The following is a 14,688-nucleotide window of genomic DNA, read 5'->3' on the forward strand; positions in this document are numbered from 1 at the left end:
CTACAGACAAAGCGGATTCCGCGTTAGCATGCCGACTCCAAGCACCCTCAAGGACGACCTGGTGATCAATCTCTACAACCGTCTGAAAGCCTGCTTCGGGCGCAGCCCAAGCAAGCAGGCGGCCGTCGAGATTGCGCGAATCGCTGTGCACGATTGGCGTCAGGCGGCGAAGTCGAATTGACGGAGCTGGAACGCGCGCTCGACGCGCGCCTGGGCGGTGACTAGTTCTTGCACTTGGCCATCACTACCTGGCAGGTGTTGGGTGTGCCACCGGACCGGCCCGCATAACGGATGCAATTGTTCATCGACTTCTGGCGGGCGATGCTCAGCGTGTTGCCCCACGCCAGGCCGCCTTCGCCCAGGGTGGGCACTGCTTTGGCAAAGCAGTTGGAGCCCTGCGCCACGGCGTAGGTGCGGGGCTTGCTGCTATTGCTCGAACAACCGCCCAGCGCCAGGCTGACGGCGAGCAGGCCATGTGCAGCCCACCATGCGTAAGGTCGAATTGTGCCAGCCTTCATTGCCATTCCCCTGTTTCGACCGATGAAGTCTTTCAGGATATTTCCAACAAGCCAAGCGCTGAACTATCCGGACGTCAAGGTGATCCTCTTGATTGCGCACCACGCGCAAGCCTGATCGACCGAGCAGCCCTGCCTGGCCGCGCTGGGCGTGGATTAGATCCTGTGGGAGCCGGCTTGCCGGCGATAGGGCCTGACCTGACCTCATCGCCGGCAAGCCGGCTCCCACAGGCACAGGGGGAAAATCTACACGTCAGAAGCGATAGTTGAAGCTGGCTTCCAGGGTGCGTGGTGCGCCTGGCGTGACCAGGTCCACCGAGCCGTGCGCCGATGCGTAGTAGTCACGGTCGAACACGTTCTTCAGGCGCAGCGCCATGTCCCACTTCGGCACGCCGTACAGCAACGCGGCGTCGAAGGTGGTGTAGCCCGGCATCACGACCTTGTTGTCCAGCGCGGTGTAGCGCTCGTCGACGTAGTTGGCGCCGGCCGCCACACGCCACTCGGGGGTGAGCGTGCGCACCAGCCAGACGTTGGCGCTGTTGCGTGGCGTCAGGGTCGGCACCTGGCCTTCGTTGGAAACGCCATTGGTCTTGCTGTTGGACTTGGTGATCTCGGCATCCAGGTAGGCGTAGCCGGCGTAGACCTGCCACTTGTCGGTCAATTGCCCGGTGACCGTGGCCTCGAAGCCATCGGTACGCTGCTCTCCGGCCAGCACGGTCAGGTTGGGGTTGGCCGGGTCGGCGGTCTTCATGTTGGTGCGCTCAAGGCGGAAGATCGCCGCGGTCACCGCCAGGCGGCTGTCGAGCAGGTCCCACTTGGCACCGATCTCGTAGTTGGTGGTTTCTTCCGGTTCCAGGTGCTCGTTGCTTGGGCTGACCGCAAATACTTCACCCGAGGGCTGGTAGCTGCGGCTGACCGACACGTAGTACGACTGGATCTGGTCCGGTTGATACACCAGGCCCGCGCGTGGGCTCCAGGTCTTGTCGGTACGGTCGAGGTCGACGTTCTGCGGGCGATCGTCGTCGTATTGCTGGCCGAAGATGTCATAGCGCACGCCGACCAGGGCCTTCCAGTGCTCGTTCAGCTCGATCAGGTCCTGCATGTACAGGCCAGTGGTCTGCTGGAAGTTGGTGCCCTTGGAGGTCAGGTTGGCGGCATGCTCCGGTACCGGCACCAGGCCGTCGCCAAAGACCGGCACCTGGGCCACGTTGTTCTGGCTGAAGACGCGCTGGGCCTTGTCCTGGTAACCGACCTCGATGCCGTACAGCAAGTTGTGCTGCATGCCCAGCAGCTGCGCGTTCTGCTTGAGTTCGGTCTGGTTGAACACGCCGTATTCGTCACGCGCGACGTTGCCGCGGTTGAGCTTGACCAGCAACTCACCGTTCGGGGCGGTGACGAAGCGGGTCGGGCTGGTATCGGCCAGGGTGTTGTTGCGGTCCAGGTCGTAACGGTAGTAACGGCTGGTGTTGGTCAGGGTGAAGTCGTCGTTGATCCGGTAGTCGAGGCTTGCGGTGAGCGAGAACACTTCGCTGCGGGCGTAGTCCTGATCGGGGTCGCCGGAGCCGAAGCGCTTGTCGCGGTCGACGTCCACCGGGCGGTCGCCCAGGGCGGGGATGCCGAAGTCGATCAGGCGCTTGTCGTACAGGTAGGTGGCGCCGAGGTTCAGCTCCAGGTCGTCGGAGAGCTTGAAGAAAGCGCTCGGGGCGATCGCCTTGCGGTCGATGTAGCCATCGTCGCGGAAGGTGTCGCTGTCTTCGAAGGCGCCGGTCATGCGGTAGGCCTGGTTGCCCTGCGGGTCGGCCCAACCGGTGTCGAACTGGGTGCGTCGCTTGCCTTCGCTGTCGAAGGTCATGCCCACCTCATGCTTGGGTGCGAAGTTGGGCTTCTTGCTGATGCTGTTGATCAGGCCACCCGATGAGCCACGGCCATAGAGCACGGCGGCCGGGCCCTTGATCACCTCGACCCGCTCGATGTTGGACAGGTCGCGGAAGTACAGGGCGTCGTCACGTACACCGTCGATGTACATGTCGCCAATGGCGCTGAAGCCGCGAATGGTCACCTGGTCGCGCTGGCCGTCGCCGTTGGACAGGCCGATGCCGGGCACGTTCTTCAGCACATCCTCCATGGACTGTGCGCCCTGGTCCTTGATCACGCTTTCGGGCACGACGTTGACCGTCTGTGGAATGTCGCGCAGCGGGGCGTCGATCTTCAACGCACTGCGGCTGTCGTTGGCCTTGTAGCTCTGTTGCTCGTAGGCACTGGTGACCGATGTAGCGGGGAGGGCGAGCTCGCCCTGGGTTTCAGCATGCACAGCAGGCACCACCAGTAACCCCAGGACCGAGAGGGAGGCCGGGGCAACAGACATCTTTGTCATTAATCGCAACTCATTGTTGATCTGAGGTCACGAATAGTAACGAATTGTAAATGTAAAGCAAGTGTAAAGAATTCGCATTTGCTATCGCAATAGCCCCGATGGGGATTCGCTGTCATGACATGGGACAAAGCAGAGTTGTGCGCAATGGCTATGCTTGTTTTCGCGTGAATCTCTCACGCACAAGACTCTGCTCTTCACAGGGATGAAGGCCTATGAATTCTATTTGCACACTCGCGCGTGCCGTTGCACTCGCTACCTTGGTTGCCTCTGCCAGTTTCACGGTGCAAGCGGCCGAAATACCGATCGCTAGTCAGGCGCTGGAAAGCCATGTCAAGACCGAGGTCACCGCAATCGACATGGCCACCCGCCAGGTAACGGTGAAAGGGCCTGATCAAAAAGAGGACGTGACCTTCCAGCTGACGGAAAAGGCCAAAGCGCTGCCGAATCTGAAGGTCGGTGACAAGGTCGACATCTACGTGACCCGTGCGGTGGCGTATGTGCTCAATACCGATGTAGGCGGAGCGCCGAAGGCGTCGTCAGAGTCGGGCAGCATTCGCGCCAAGGAAAACAATCCGAACCCGGGTGGCGAAGCGTTCCGCCAGGTCAAGGTCACGTCGAAGATCGAGAAGATCGACCTGAAGACCCACGAAGTAACCTTGCTGCCTCCCGAAGGCAAGGTGCAGGTCGTGAAGGTAGAGAATCCGGACCTGCAGGCGCGGATGAAGAATCTCAAGGAAGGCCAGACCGTCGATGCGATCTTCACCGAAGTGCTGAGGGTCGAGACCACCCGCTGAACGCAGGGATAGTCGCCAGCGGTACCGAGGCGGACTATCCATCTCACGAATAAACAGGGTGCACCGATTTGATTTCCATACACCCTGTCTATTCATCGATGATGCACTCATCCAGAAACTTCCGATGAGTGCATCCATGTCCAACAAGACCCTCCTGCTTGCCTTCCTGCCCTCGCTCATGGCCTTGGTCGCCGGTGCCGTGCTGCCTTTCCAGGCCGCAGCCAATGCTGCTGTCGGCCGCGCGCTGGGGCATTGGTTGTGGGGCGCATTCACGTCTCTGACAGTCAGCTCGCTGGTGGTCGTTGCGGCGCTGCTGGTACTGCGGGTGCCGATGCCAGACCTGGGCAAGGCCTTGCAAGGCCCCTGGTGGCTATGGGTCGGCGGCGTATTGGGCGCGATCTATGTGGCGGCCGCTGCGGCCTTGATTCCTCGGTTGGGTACGGCGGGGTTCCTGGTGCTGGTGGTGGCGGGGCAGATCCTCACCTCAGTGATCGTCGACCATTTCGGCCTGATGGGCGTCACCAGCAAGCCGGTCAACCTGGCCAGGGTGGCCGGTGTCGTGCTGATCCTGGCTGGGGTGTTTCTGGTTCAAGGGACCTGGGCGGGCAGCCCGGCCGGTAACGGCGCCGTCACCGCCAAGCAGCCCGAGGGTTGATCACTGGGCGGGCTGGCTGCAGGCCCATACCGCCTTCCGGAGCCATCGATGGCCGGGGTCGCTGTCCTTGCGCGCATGCCAGGCTTGCTGGTAGGCGAAGGTGGGAATCGGCAAAGGCGGTTCGAACTGGCGCAGGGTCTGGTACGGGCGCAACGAACCCACGGCACGTTGGGCCACGGTGAGCACCAGGTCGGTCCCGCCAAGCACCTCGACCGCCGCACTCCAGTGCGGCAGCGCCAATGCGATACGCCGGCGCAGGCCCTGTGCGGCCAATGCGCGTTCGATCTCGTCGTGGGCATCTGGGCGCATGGCCATCAGCACATGCGGGCGCGCCAACCAGTCGTCGAGCGCCAGGCCACCCTTGGCCGGCAGTACCTGACGGTCGGCCACGCTGATGAAGCTGTCCTCGAACAGGGTTTGCGCGGCAATGTCCAGCGGTAGCTCGGGGAAAATGCCCAGCGCCAGGTCGAGTTCGCCATCCTGCAGCTGCGCCAGCATGGTCTCGCGGCTGGCCTGGCTGATCGCCAGCTCGACACCCGGCGCCACCCGGCGCAGGTGGCGGACCAGCGGCGGCAGGACGATACGTGAGGAATAATCGGACAAGGACAGGCGAAAGCGCCGTTGAGCCTGTGCCGGGTCGAAGTGCGGGGTGGCGAGCAGGCCATTGAGACTGCCCAGTGCATCCTGCAGGGGCCGGGACAAAGCCTCGGCGCGCGCGCTCAGCGTCATCTGGCCATTCTGGCGGATCAGCAAGGGGTCGTCGAAATAGGTGCGCAGCTGCGCCAGGGCGTGACTGACCGCTGGCTGGCTGCGGTGCAGACGCAGGGCGGCGCGGGTCACGTGTTTTTCGCTGAGCAGCGCGTGCAGGGCCAGCAGCAGGTTCAGGTCGATCTTGCGCAGTTCATCCATGGGGCGAATGGTCGAGTGGCTTTTGGAGAGGGTATATCAGCCTAGCAGATGTATATAGCCCCTATCGCCGGCACAGGCAGCATCAATCACCCTGCGGCGCTATACTTCCCGCCCGTTTCGCTGTCATCCGAGCATCCCCATGGGTCTTTCCGCAACCGCCACACCTTCACCGCGCCGCCTGGGCGCGCCCTCGATCGCCCTGGTCCTGCTGCTGGCCGGCGCCTGGTTCCTCAACCTGAACGCTGGTTTCAAGCAGATGCTGCTGCTGATCGTCGGCGCCGCCCTGGGCCTGACGCTCTACCACGCAGCCTTTGGCTTCACCTCGGCCTGGCGTGTGTTCATCAACGAACGCCGTGGTGCCGGCCTGCGCGCGCAGATGGTCATGCTGGCCCTGGCCGTGCTGCTGTTCTTCCCCGCGCTGTCCGCTGGCAGCCTGTTCGGCACCCCGGTCACGGGCCTGGTGGCACCGGCCGGTGTCTCAGTGGTGTTTGGCGCCTTCATTTTCGGCATCGGCATGCAACTGGGCGGCGGTTGCGCGTCCGGCACGCTGTTCACCGTAGGCGGTGGCAATGCGCGGATGCTGGTGACCCTGTTGTTCTTCATCATCGGCTCGGTCGGCGCCACGCACCATGCGCACTGGTGGTTCGCGCTGCCCTCGTTGCCGGCCACCTCGATCGTCCAGGCATGGGGTGTCGGGCCGGCGCTTATGGCCAGCGTGGCCGTGTTCGCACTGATCGCCTGGGCCACCGTGGTCCTGGAAAAGCGCCGACACGGTGCCCTGGAAGCCCCGGCAAGCACCGAGCATCAGGGCCTGCGCCGCTTCCTGCGCGGCCCGTGGCCACTGCTGTGGGGGGCTGTCGCCCTGGCCTTGCTGAACTACGCCACCCTGGCCTTGGCCGGTCGCCCCTGGGGAATCACCTCGGCCTTCGCCCTGTGGGGCGCAAAGACGCTCTCCAGCGTCGGCGTGGACGTCGGCAGCTGGGTGTTCTGGCAATCCCCGGCCAATGCCAAGGCGTTGGCCGCACCGCTGTGGCAGGACATCACCACGGTCATGGACATCGGCATCGTGCTCGGCGCATTGCTGGCGGCAGGGCTGGCAGGCCGTTTCGCGCCGAGCCTGAAGATTCCGTTGCCGTCGCTGATCGCCGCGGTGATCGGGGGCCTGCTGCTGGGCTATGGCTCGCGCCTGGCCTACGGCTGCAACATCGGCGCCTATTTCAGCGGCATCGCTTCGGGCAGCGTGCATGGCTGGTTGTGGTTGGTGGCGGCGTACGCCGGCAACCTGATCGGTGTGCGCCTGCGCCCGCTGTTCTTCGCCGGTGAGCGCCGGCCGGCGACACTGACCGGTTGCTAAGCGGATTGCTTCTTCAGGTGCAGGAATCTTCTGCACCTGCTCTGATTGTTCGATTTCTCCCTGCTAATTAGCCTGAGTCGGTCTTTCCCTTCTTCAAGGAACCGAACATGGCTACCCGTCTCGTCCTCAGCGCCACCGGCGGCGCCGACGTCATGCACCTGGAACAGCTGCAAGCCCAGCAGCCTGGCCTTGCCTGCCGCCATGGGCCGGCGATGGCTCAGCGGCATGCTGGCGGATTTCGTGCAGGCTTACCCGCAGGTGACGGTCGAGGCCGAGTACGCCGACCGTTTCGTCGACCTGGTCGGGGAGGGCTTCGATGCCGCCATTCGGATCGGCGAGCTGGCTGACAATCGTCTCGTCGCCCGAAGGCTGTGTGATCACCGGCGCATCTTGTGCGCTTCGCCCGACTACCTTGCACGGCATGGCTCACCTAGCGTCCCGGAACAATTGTCTGAGCACAATTGCTTGTGATTCAATGGCTTACGATTATTTCCTGAATGGCGCCTCACCCGCGCAGGCGAGCAGGTGAGCAGGTGAGCGTGAAGATCAGCGGTTCCCTGCGCGCCAATGACAACGAAGCCCTGCTGGAGGCGGCGCGCCGGGGCGTAGGGATTCTTGCCGGTGGCGACTGGCTGATGGGTGAAGATCTGGCTGCTGGAAGGTTGGTGCGGGTGCTGCCGCAATGGCAACTGGACGTGGCAGCCGGTATCTACCTGGTGCGCCCCTCGGCACGCCTGAACACGGCGGCACTGGGGGCGTTCAGGGCGTGGCTGGAGACGCGTTTCAACGAAGGGCCAGCGTGGCGTTGTCATTTTTCGAATATGGATTAGAAATGATCTATAACTATATGAAATTAAAAAATTATTTCTTCGATAGCGTGTGTTGGACACACTGCTCGTAATAGGTCTGCCTGATCGCTTGTGGCTTGAGTTGGGAGCGGCTGTTGTACGTCTGTTCGGTGATACCGAACGCCGTCATGCGCATCCATGGCTTGGGGAACTTGCGCACCTGCAGCTTGTTGCGTGTGGCGTACAAGGTGACCCCTGAAAGCTTGGCCTGTTGGGCCTCTGCGGCGATCTGCGAACCCCAGTCGCAGACCTGGCGATCATTCTGGCTCAGCGTCCTGGCGTGGGCGCCGAAGGCAGTCGAAGCCAGCAGGCAGCCGGCCATCGTTGCTAGAAATACTCGCATGTTGCTGTCCTAAGCATATGAAGATGAAGGGAGTTTGCCTTTGGTTTGCGAGGCAGGGGGCCAGTACTTTGCCTCCAGGGGGGCAGGAAAGGTATAGGCTGCAAATTACGTGGTGGACGTATGTGATCGTACAACTGCTTGCGCTATCATGACGGCTGTCTTTCGAGGTGAAAAACAGGGCATGACAGAGCAGCAGGTACAGGCACGGACCCGGCGCAAACCGCGCAGTCTGGCCCAGGAACTGGTCACGGTGTTGACCGAGCGGATCCGCAGTGGCCAGCTCAAGCGCGGCGACAAGCTGCCGACCGAATCGCAGATCATGGCCGAAGAGGGCGTCAGCCGCACCGTGGTGCGGGAGGCAATCTCGCGGCTGCAGGCGGCCGGGCAGGTCGAGACGCGCCATGGCATCGGCACCTTCGTGCTGGACATGCCTACCACGGGCGGATTCCGCATCGACCCGGCCACCGTGGTCACCTTGCGCGAGGTGCTGGCGGTGCTGGAACTGCGCATCGCCCTGGAGATCGAGTCGGCGGGCCTGGCAGCGCAGCGGCGCAGCGACGAGGAACTGGCCGGCATGCGCGCGGCGCTGGATGAGCTCAACGAAGGCGCCGCACATGCCAACGATGCGGTCTCGGCGGATTTCCAGTTCCACCTGCGCATCGCCCAGGCCAGCGGCAACCATTATTTCGCCGACATCATCAATCACCTGGGCACCAGCATCATTCCACGCACCCGCCTCAACTCGGCGCGCCTGGCGCACGATGACCAAGCGCACTACATGGGGCGCCTGGTGCATGAACACGAGGCGATCTACGAGGCCATTGCCCGGCGTGACAGCGAGGGGGCCAAGATGGCCATGCGCATGCACCTGAGCAACAGTCGCGAGCGGTTGCGCCAAGCGCATGAAGCGGCCGAGGCGCAAGGGGTCTGACTGGTTCGTGGGCTGCGCCGGCGATAGGGCCGGCAAAGACAAAAGAAAAGCCCCGCGATTGCGGGGCTTCTTGCATCAGGGCATTCAGATCGCTCCATCACTCCACTGCCCGTTCACCAGGCGTCGCAGCCCCAGCGGGTTGCCGTCGCGCAGCGCCTCAGGCAGCAGCGCCTGCGGGTAGTTCTGATAACAGACCGGGCGCAGGAAACGGTCGATGGCCAAGGTACCCACCGAGGTGCCACGCGCGTCGGAGGTGGCTGGGTAAGGCCCGCCATGGACCATCGCATCGCACACCTCGACACCGGTCGGGTAGCCGTTGACCAGGATGCGGCCGACCTTCTCTTCCAGCAACGGTACCAGCCAGGCAAAGGCTTCGAAGTCCTCCGGTTCGCCGATCAGCGTCGCGGTCAGCTGGCCACGCAGGCCGAGCAGGGCTGCGCGCAGTTGCGCATTGTCCTGGGCCTCGACCGCCACGGTGGTCGGGCCGAACACTTCTTCCTGCAGCAGAGGGTCAGATTCGACCAACAGGCGGGCATCGGCCTTGAACAGCTGGGCACGTGCCTGGCTGCCTTGCTGGGCCTGGCCGGCCAGGTGGGTAATGCCGGCGTGGGCCTGCAGATGCTCCAGGCCGCCGACGTAACTGCGCAGGCCACCGGCATTGAGCATGGTCTGCCCGGCCTGGGCATCAAGGTGCTGGCCCAGGTCGGCGAGCAACTGGCTGTATTCAGGCGATTGCAGGCCGATCACCAGGCCCGGGTTGGTGCAGAACTGGCCAGCACCCATGCACACCGAGCCGGCCAGCTCGCGGGCAATGGCTTCGCCACGCTTGGCCAGGGCGCCCGGCAGGATGATCACCGGGTTGATGCTGGACATCTCGGCGAACACCGGAATCGGCTGCGGGCGCTCGGCGGCCATGCGGCACAGGGCATCCCCGCCCTTGAGCGAACCGGTGAAGCCGACGGCCTGAATCGCCGGGTGCTTGACCAGCCACTCGCCGACACCGCCACCGAAGACCATGTTGAACACGCCCTTGGGCATGCCGGTGCGTTCGGCGGCGCGCTGGATCGCGCAGCCGACCAGGTCGGCAGTGGCCATGTGGCCGCTGTGCGCCTTGAACACCACCGGGCAGCCTGCGGCCAGGGCGGCAGCGGTGTCGCCACCTGCGGTGGAGAAGGCCAGCGGGAAGTTGCTGGCGCCGAACACTGCCACCGGGCCGACGCCAATGCGCATCTGACGCAGGTCCACGCGCGGCAGCGGTTGGCGCTCGGGCAGGGCCAGATCGATGCGCGCACCCAGGTAGTCACCACGGCGCAGCACCTGGGCGAACAGGCGCATCTGCCCGCTGGTGCGGCCACGTTCGCCCTGGATGCGCGCGACGGGCAGCGCGGTTTCGCGGCAGACGATGGCGACGAAGGCATCATCCAGCTCATCGAGTTCGGCGGCAATGGCATCGAGGAACTCGGCGCGACGCGCAGGCGCCAGCTGGCGGAATTCGACGAAGGCTGCCTTGGCTGCGTGGGCCGCCAGGTCGACCTCGGCTTCAGTGGTCTGGGCGAAGCTGTAGGGCAGGGCCTCGCCGGTGGTCGCGTCCAGGCTCTGCAGGCGCTGTTGGCCTGCGGCGCTGCGCTGGCCGGCGATGAAGTTGTGGCCAAGGATCTCAGGCATGGGGTGCTCCTGTAGGTGATGGATTCAAAGAGGGGATTGTGGGAGCCGGCTTGCCGGCGATCACCGGCGCAGCCGGTGCCATGCATCGCAGTGCCTGCATCGCCGGCAAGCCGGCTCCCACATGGACCATGGCTCAGGTAATGGGGGCTGGATTGAACAGGGTGATGTCATTGTGCAGGCGGTGCTGTTCGGCCCAGGTCTGCTTGCGGCCGCTGGCCACATCCAGGTAGTAGTGGAACAGCTCCCAGCCCAATTCCTCGATGCTCGCCCGGCCGCTGGCGATGCGACCGGCGTCGATGTCGATCAGGTCGGGCCAGCGCTGGGCCAGCTCGGTGCGGGTACAGACCTTGACCACCGGCGCCATGGCCAGGCCATAAGGTGTGCCGCGGCCCGTGGTGAACACGTGCAGGTTCATGCCCGCCGCCAGCTGCAGGGTGCCGCAGACGAAATCGCTGGCCGGAGTGGCGCAGAAGATCAGGCCTTTGCGCTGGACCCGCTCGCCGGGGCCGAGCACGCCCTGGATGGCGCCACTGCCGGACTTGACGATCGAACCGAGGGACTTCTCGACGATGTTGGACAGGCCGCCTTTCTTGTTGCCCGGTGTGGTGTTGGCACTGCGGTCGGCTGCGCCCTGCTGCAGGTAGCGGTCGTACCAGTCCATCTCGCGCACCAGGGCGTCGGCCACGTCCTGGTTTTCGGCGCGGGAGGTAAGCATGTAGATGGCATCGCGCACCTCGGTCACTTCCGAGAACAGCACGGTGGCGCCGGCACGCACCAGCAGATCGGATGCATAGCCCAGCGCCGGGTTGGCGGTGATGCCGGAGAATGCGTCGCTGCCACCGCACTGCATGCCGAGGATCAGTTCGCTGGCAGGCACGGTTTCGCGGCGGCGCAGGTCCAGCTTCTTCAGGCGGGTTTCGGCCAGACCCATGATCTGCTCGATCATCTCGCCGAAGCCGAGGCTGGCATCCTGGAGGCGATACAGCCACGGTTCGCTGAGATCGACCGAAGGGTCGTTGTCGTGCATCACCTGGCCGGCCTGCAGCTTCTCGCAACCGAGGCTGATCACCAGCGCTTCGCCGCCCAGGTTGGGGTTGCGCGCGAGATTGCGCACGGTGCGGATCGGGATGTAGGCGTCGCGGGCGTTGATCGCCACGCCGCAGCCGTAGCTGTGGGTGAGGGCGACCACGTCGTCGACGTTGGGGTATTTGGGCAGCAACTCGGCGCGAATGCGCTTGACCGCATGCTCCAGCACGCCGGTCACGCATTGCACGGTGGTGGTGATGCCGAGGATGTTGCGGGTGCCGACGGTGCCGTCGGCGTTGCGGTAGCCTTCGAAGGTGAAGCCTTCCAGTGGCGGCAAGGGGGCAGGCACCGCATCGCAGCGGGGCAGGCTGTCCAGTTCCGGGGCGGCGGGCATGGCCAACTGGCTTTCCTGGACCCAGCTGCCCTGGCGCAGGTCTTCCAGCGCATAGCCGATGATCTGTCCATAGCGGCGTACCGCCTCGCCCTTGGCGATAGGCACGGTGGCGACCTTGTGGCTCTGCGGCACGCCCTCGACCAGGGTCAGGCCGTCGGCAAAACGGGCGCCTTCGCCCAGGCCGCCGTCGTTGACCACCACCACGACGTTGTCGTCGTCGTGCAGGCGGACGTAGCGCGGCGAGTCGGAATGTTCGATCAACTGCATGATGGGGCCCTGTCTGTCATGTTTTTCCCAGGCTTTGTACGTACGCCCGCGCCCGGGGTCACCGGGGCGGGCGTGTTCACTCAGTGACGCGAGCCGGCCAGCTCGCCGTTGCCGGCAGGCTGGGTTTCAGGCTTTGCGTCGTCGCGCAGCTCGATACGTTTGATCGGGCCGACGATCACCAGGTAGCTGAACACCGCCACCAGGGCGTTTGCCCCCACGTACACCAAGGCCCACTTGAACGAACCGGTGGCGCTGATGATGTAGCCGATGACGATCGGCGTGGTGATCGAGGCGATGTTGCCGAAGGTGTTGAACAGGCCACCGGAAAGCCCGGCGATCTGCTTGGGCGAGGTGTCGGCGACCACCGCCCAGCCCAGCGCGCCAATGCCTTTGCCGAAGAAGGCCAGGGTCATGAAGCCGACCACCATCCACTCGGCGTCGACGTAGTTGCAGAACACCATGGTGGTCGACAACAGCAGCCCGCAGACGATCGGCAACTTGCGCGAGAAGGTCAGCGAATTGCCACGACGCAGCAGCCAGTCCGAGATCACCCCGCCAAGCACGCCGCCGATGAAGCCGCACACCGCCGGCAGCGAGGCAATGAAGCCGGCCTTGAGGATGGTCATGCCGCGCTCCTGCACCAGGTACACCGGGAACCAGGTCAGGAAGAAGTAGGTGATGGCATTGATGCAGTACTGGCCCAGGTACACGCCCAGGAGCATGCGGCTGGTCAGCAGTTGCTTGATGTAGCCCCATTTCGGACCGTCGTTGCCGCGCTTCTGGTCCATGTCGACCAAACCACCGTTCTGCTCGATGTGCTCGAGTTCGGCGGGGCTGATGCGTGGGTGCTGGCGCGGGTTGTGGATGGTCTTGAGCCAGACCATGGAGAACACGATGCCCAGTGCGCCCATGACCACAAACACGTGCTCCCAGCCGAAGCTGAACACGATCCAGCCCATGATCGGCGCGAACAGCGCAGTGGCGAAGTATTGCGCCGAGTTGAAGATCGCCGATGCCGTGCCGCGCTCCTGGGTAGGGAACCAGGCCGCGACGATACGGGCATTGCCCGGGAACGACGGAGCTTCGGCGAAACCAACCAGAAAGCGCAGGGTGAACAGGGTGACCACTGCCCAGGCCACCGGCAGGCCGCCGACGAAGCCTTGCAGCAGGGTGAACAGTGACCAGGTGAAGATGCTGAAGGCGTAGACGTTCTTCGAACCGAAGCGGTCCAGCAGCCAGCCGCCAGGAATCTGCCCGGCCACATAGGCCCAGCCGAAGGCGGAGAAGATATAGCCGAGGGTGACGGCGTCGATGCCGAGGTCTTTCTGCAGGCTGGAGCCTGCGATGGCGATGGTGGCGCGGTCGGCATAGTTGATCGTGGTCACCAGGAACAGCATGAACAGGATCAGGTAGCGCACATGCGTCTTTTTCGTCGCTTGCATGCTGCAGTACTCCCACTAGTTATTTTTGTGCGGGCTCACGAGTTGTAGCCGGAGTGGGGGCAGCCCACTCCGGGCGCGGCAATGGCAGGCCGCAGGGTGCGCTTATTGCGGACCCATCTTGTCCATCAGTACCGCGAGCATTTCGTACTCTTCGGCGGTCAGGTCGGTCAGCGGCGTGCGCACCGGGCCTGCGTCGTAACCGGCGATCTTGGCGCCAGCCTTGACGATGCTTACGGCGTAGCCGGCCTTGCGGTTGCGGATGTCCAGGTACGGCAGGAAGAAATCGTCGATCAGCTTGGCCACGGTGGCGTGATCGTCACGGGCGATCGCGTGGTAGAAGTCCATCGCGGTCTTGGGCACGAAGTTGAACACCGCAGAGGAGTACACAGGTACGCCCAGTGCCTTGTAGGCCGCAGCATACACCTCGGCGGTCGGCAGGCCACCCAGGTAGCTGAAACGATCACCCAGACGGCGACGAATCGACACCATCAGCTCGATGTCGCCCAGGCCGTCCTTGTAGCCGATCAGGTTCGGGCAGCGTTCGGCGAGCTTTTCCAGCAGGTCGGCGTTGAGGCGGCAGACGTTGCGGTTGTAGACGACCACACCGATGTTGACCGACTTGCACACGGCTTCGACGTGGGCAGCGACGCCGTCCTGGCTGGCTTCGGTCAAGTAGTGCGGCAGCAGCAGCAGGCCCTTGGCACCCAGGCGCTCGGCTTCTTGCGCATATTCGATGGCCTGGCGGGTGGAGCCACCGACGCCGGCGAGGATCGGCACCGACTTGGCGCAGGTGTCGACCGCAGTCTTGATCACCTGGCTGTATTCGCTGGCAGCGAGGGAGAAGAATTCACCGGTGCCGCCGGCGGCGAACAGGGCGCTGGCGCCATAGGGGGCCAGCCATTCCAGGCGCTTGATGTAGCCAGCCTGGTGGAAATCGCCCTGGGCGTTGAAGTCGGTGACCGGGAAAGACAGCAGGCCGTGGGAGAGGATGGATTTCAGTTCTTGTGGAGTCATTGTTGTAGGCATCCTGTGGCACTTGGGTGAAGGGTGTTGTTCTGCGTTGGAGGTAAGTTATCGTACAACTGTTGAGATGACTAGTCCCCCTTGCGAAAATTTTGGGATGGCTCGTGGGGGCTTGTCACAGGATTTGCGGTGGGGCACAAATCGAGCG

The 14,688-nt window shown here is 64.0% G+C and carries 13 protein-coding genes and 1 pseudogene; 6 read left to right on the forward strand and 8 right to left on the reverse strand.

What is annotated here, in order from left to right:
- Positions 1-181 (forward strand): hypothetical protein (locus tag PPL01S_RS25295; RefSeq protein WP_217997303.1); only part of this gene is annotated, 181 nt, incomplete at its 5' end.
- Between the two features lie 40 nt (positions 182-221).
- On the opposite strand, the gene PPL01S_RS23540 is transcribed toward PPL01S_RS25295, so the two are convergent.
- Entirely contained in the window at positions 222-518 is a 297-nt protein-coding gene (locus PPL01S_RS23540; protein WP_016392145.1) for a DUF4189 domain-containing protein, read from the reverse strand.
- A gap of 250 nt (positions 519-768) precedes the next feature.
- On the reverse strand, positions 769-2,889 hold the full coding sequence (locus PPL01S_RS23545) for a TonB-dependent receptor (protein WP_016392544.1): 2,121 nt from the start codon (positions 2,887-2,889) through the stop codon (positions 769-771).
- Between the two features lie 212 nt (positions 2,890-3,101).
- On the opposite strand from PPL01S_RS23545, the gene PPL01S_RS23550 reads away from it, so the two are divergent.
- Together PPL01S_RS23550 and PPL01S_RS23555 are read left to right on the forward strand one after the other, a co-directional pair.
- On the forward strand, positions 3,102-3,683 hold the full coding sequence (locus PPL01S_RS23550) for a hypothetical protein (protein WP_016392545.1): 582 nt from the start codon (positions 3,102-3,104) through the stop codon (positions 3,681-3,683).
- A gap of 136 nt (positions 3,684-3,819) precedes the next feature.
- Positions 3,820-4,338: a DMT family transporter gene (locus PPL01S_RS23555; protein WP_016392546.1), complete on the forward strand. Its 519-nt coding sequence runs from the start codon at positions 3,820-3,822 to the stop codon at positions 4,336-4,338.
- Here the strand turns inward: PPL01S_RS23555 and PPL01S_RS23560 are convergent, their stop codons facing one another.
- Positions 4,339-5,247, reverse strand: a complete 909-nt coding sequence (locus PPL01S_RS23560; protein WP_016392547.1) for a LysR family transcriptional regulator — start codon at positions 5,245-5,247, stop codon at positions 4,339-4,341. It abuts the gene before it with no gap.
- A 139-nt stretch (positions 5,248-5,386) separates the two neighbouring features.
- On the opposite strand from PPL01S_RS23560, the gene PPL01S_RS23565 reads away from it, so the two are divergent.
- Together PPL01S_RS23565 and PPL01S_RS23570 are read left to right on the forward strand one after the other, a co-directional pair.
- A complete protein-coding gene (locus PPL01S_RS23565; RefSeq protein ID WP_028625980.1) occupies positions 5,387-6,601 on the forward strand; it encodes a YeeE/YedE family protein in 1,215 nt (404 codons plus the stop codon).
- A gap of 183 nt (positions 6,602-6,784) precedes the next feature.
- A pseudogene (locus PPL01S_RS23570) lies at positions 6,785-7,431 on the forward strand (substrate binding domain-containing protein); the annotation flags it as partial.
- Between the two features lie 31 nt (positions 7,432-7,462).
- Here the strand turns inward: PPL01S_RS23570 and PPL01S_RS23575 are convergent.
- The gene (locus PPL01S_RS23575; RefSeq protein WP_028625977.1) at positions 7,463-7,792 is read right to left on the reverse strand and encodes a hypothetical protein; all 330 of its coding nucleotides are present in this window, start codon (positions 7,790-7,792) and stop codon (positions 7,463-7,465) included.
- A 181-nt stretch (positions 7,793-7,973) separates the two neighbouring features.
- Between PPL01S_RS23575 and PPL01S_RS23580 the strand changes: the two genes are divergently transcribed.
- Positions 7,974-8,723 carry a FadR/GntR family transcriptional regulator gene (locus PPL01S_RS23580; protein ID WP_016392551.1) on the forward strand — a complete coding sequence of 250 codons (750 nt, stop codon included), beginning with the start codon at positions 7,974-7,976 and terminating at the stop codon, positions 8,721-8,723.
- 84 nt (positions 8,724-8,807) lie between these two features.
- On the opposite strand, the gene PPL01S_RS23585 is transcribed toward PPL01S_RS23580, so the two are convergent.
- The 4 genes from PPL01S_RS23585 to kdgD all read right to left on the reverse strand — a co-directional run bounded on the left by PPL01S_RS23585 (position 8,808) and on the right by kdgD (position 14,531).
- Positions 8,808-10,388: an aldehyde dehydrogenase (NADP(+)) gene (locus PPL01S_RS23585; protein WP_016392552.1), complete on the reverse strand. Its 1,581-nt coding sequence runs from the start codon at positions 10,386-10,388 to the stop codon at positions 8,808-8,810.
- A gap of 133 nt (positions 10,389-10,521) precedes the next feature.
- Positions 10,522-12,075 carry a galactarate dehydratase gene (gene garD, locus PPL01S_RS23590; protein ID WP_016392553.1) on the reverse strand — a complete coding sequence of 518 codons (1,554 nt, stop codon included), beginning with the start codon at positions 12,073-12,075 and terminating at the stop codon, positions 10,522-10,524.
- Positions 12,076-12,155: 80 nt separating this feature from the next.
- Positions 12,156-13,517: an MFS transporter gene (locus PPL01S_RS23595; protein WP_016392554.1), complete on the reverse strand. Its 1,362-nt coding sequence runs from the start codon at positions 13,515-13,517 to the stop codon at positions 12,156-12,158.
- 102 nt (positions 13,518-13,619) lie between these two features.
- On the reverse strand, positions 13,620-14,531 hold the full coding sequence (gene kdgD, locus PPL01S_RS23600; protein WP_016392555.1) for a 5-dehydro-4-deoxyglucarate dehydratase: 912 nt from the start codon (positions 14,529-14,531) through the stop codon (positions 13,620-13,622).
- Between the last annotated feature and the right edge of the window lie 157 nt (positions 14,532-14,688).

The organism is Pseudomonas plecoglossicida NBRC 103162 = DSM 15088, assembly GCF_000730665.1.
Taxonomy (GTDB): domain Bacteria; phylum Pseudomonadota; class Gammaproteobacteria; order Pseudomonadales; family Pseudomonadaceae; genus Aquipseudomonas; species Aquipseudomonas plecoglossicida.

What these genes read in the sequence shown, in the direction of transcription:
- PPL01S_RS23540 (WP_016392145.1), bottom strand. Translation starts at nt 518, where the DNA reads ATGAAGGCTGGCACAATTCGACCTTACGCATGGTGGGCTGCACATGGC.
- PPL01S_RS23545 (WP_016392544.1), bottom strand. Translation starts at nt 2,889, where the DNA reads ATGACAAAGATGTCTGTTGCCCCGGCCTCCCTCTCGGTCCTGGGGTTA.
- PPL01S_RS23550 (WP_016392545.1), top strand. Translation starts at nt 3,102, where the DNA reads ATGAATTCTATTTGCACACTCGCGCGTGCCGTTGCACTCGCTACCTTG.
- PPL01S_RS23555 (WP_016392546.1), top strand. Translation starts at nt 3,820, where the DNA reads ATGTCCAACAAGACCCTCCTGCTTGCCTTCCTGCCCTCGCTCATGGCC.
- PPL01S_RS23560 (WP_016392547.1), bottom strand. Translation starts at nt 5,247, where the DNA reads ATGGATGAACTGCGCAAGATCGACCTGAACCTGCTGCTGGCCCTGCAC.
- PPL01S_RS23565 (WP_028625980.1), top strand. Translation starts at nt 5,387, where the DNA reads ATGGGTCTTTCCGCAACCGCCACACCTTCACCGCGCCGCCTGGGCGCG.
- PPL01S_RS23575 (WP_028625977.1), bottom strand. Translation starts at nt 7,792, where the DNA reads ATGCGAGTATTTCTAGCAACGATGGCCGGCTGCCTGCTGGCTTCGACT.
- PPL01S_RS23580 (WP_016392551.1), top strand. Translation starts at nt 7,974, where the DNA reads ATGACAGAGCAGCAGGTACAGGCACGGACCCGGCGCAAACCGCGCAGT.
- PPL01S_RS23585 (WP_016392552.1), bottom strand. Translation starts at nt 10,388, where the DNA reads ATGCCTGAGATCCTTGGCCACAACTTCATCGCCGGCCAGCGCAGCGCC.
- garD (WP_016392553.1), bottom strand. Translation starts at nt 12,075, where the DNA reads ATGCAGTTGATCGAACATTCCGACTCGCCGCGCTACGTCCGCCTGCAC.
- PPL01S_RS23595 (WP_016392554.1), bottom strand. Translation starts at nt 13,517, where the DNA reads ATGCAAGCGACGAAAAAGACGCATGTGCGCTACCTGATCCTGTTCATG.
- kdgD (WP_016392555.1), bottom strand. Translation starts at nt 14,531, where the DNA reads ATGACTCCACAAGAACTGAAATCCATCCTCTCCCACGGCCTGCTGTCT.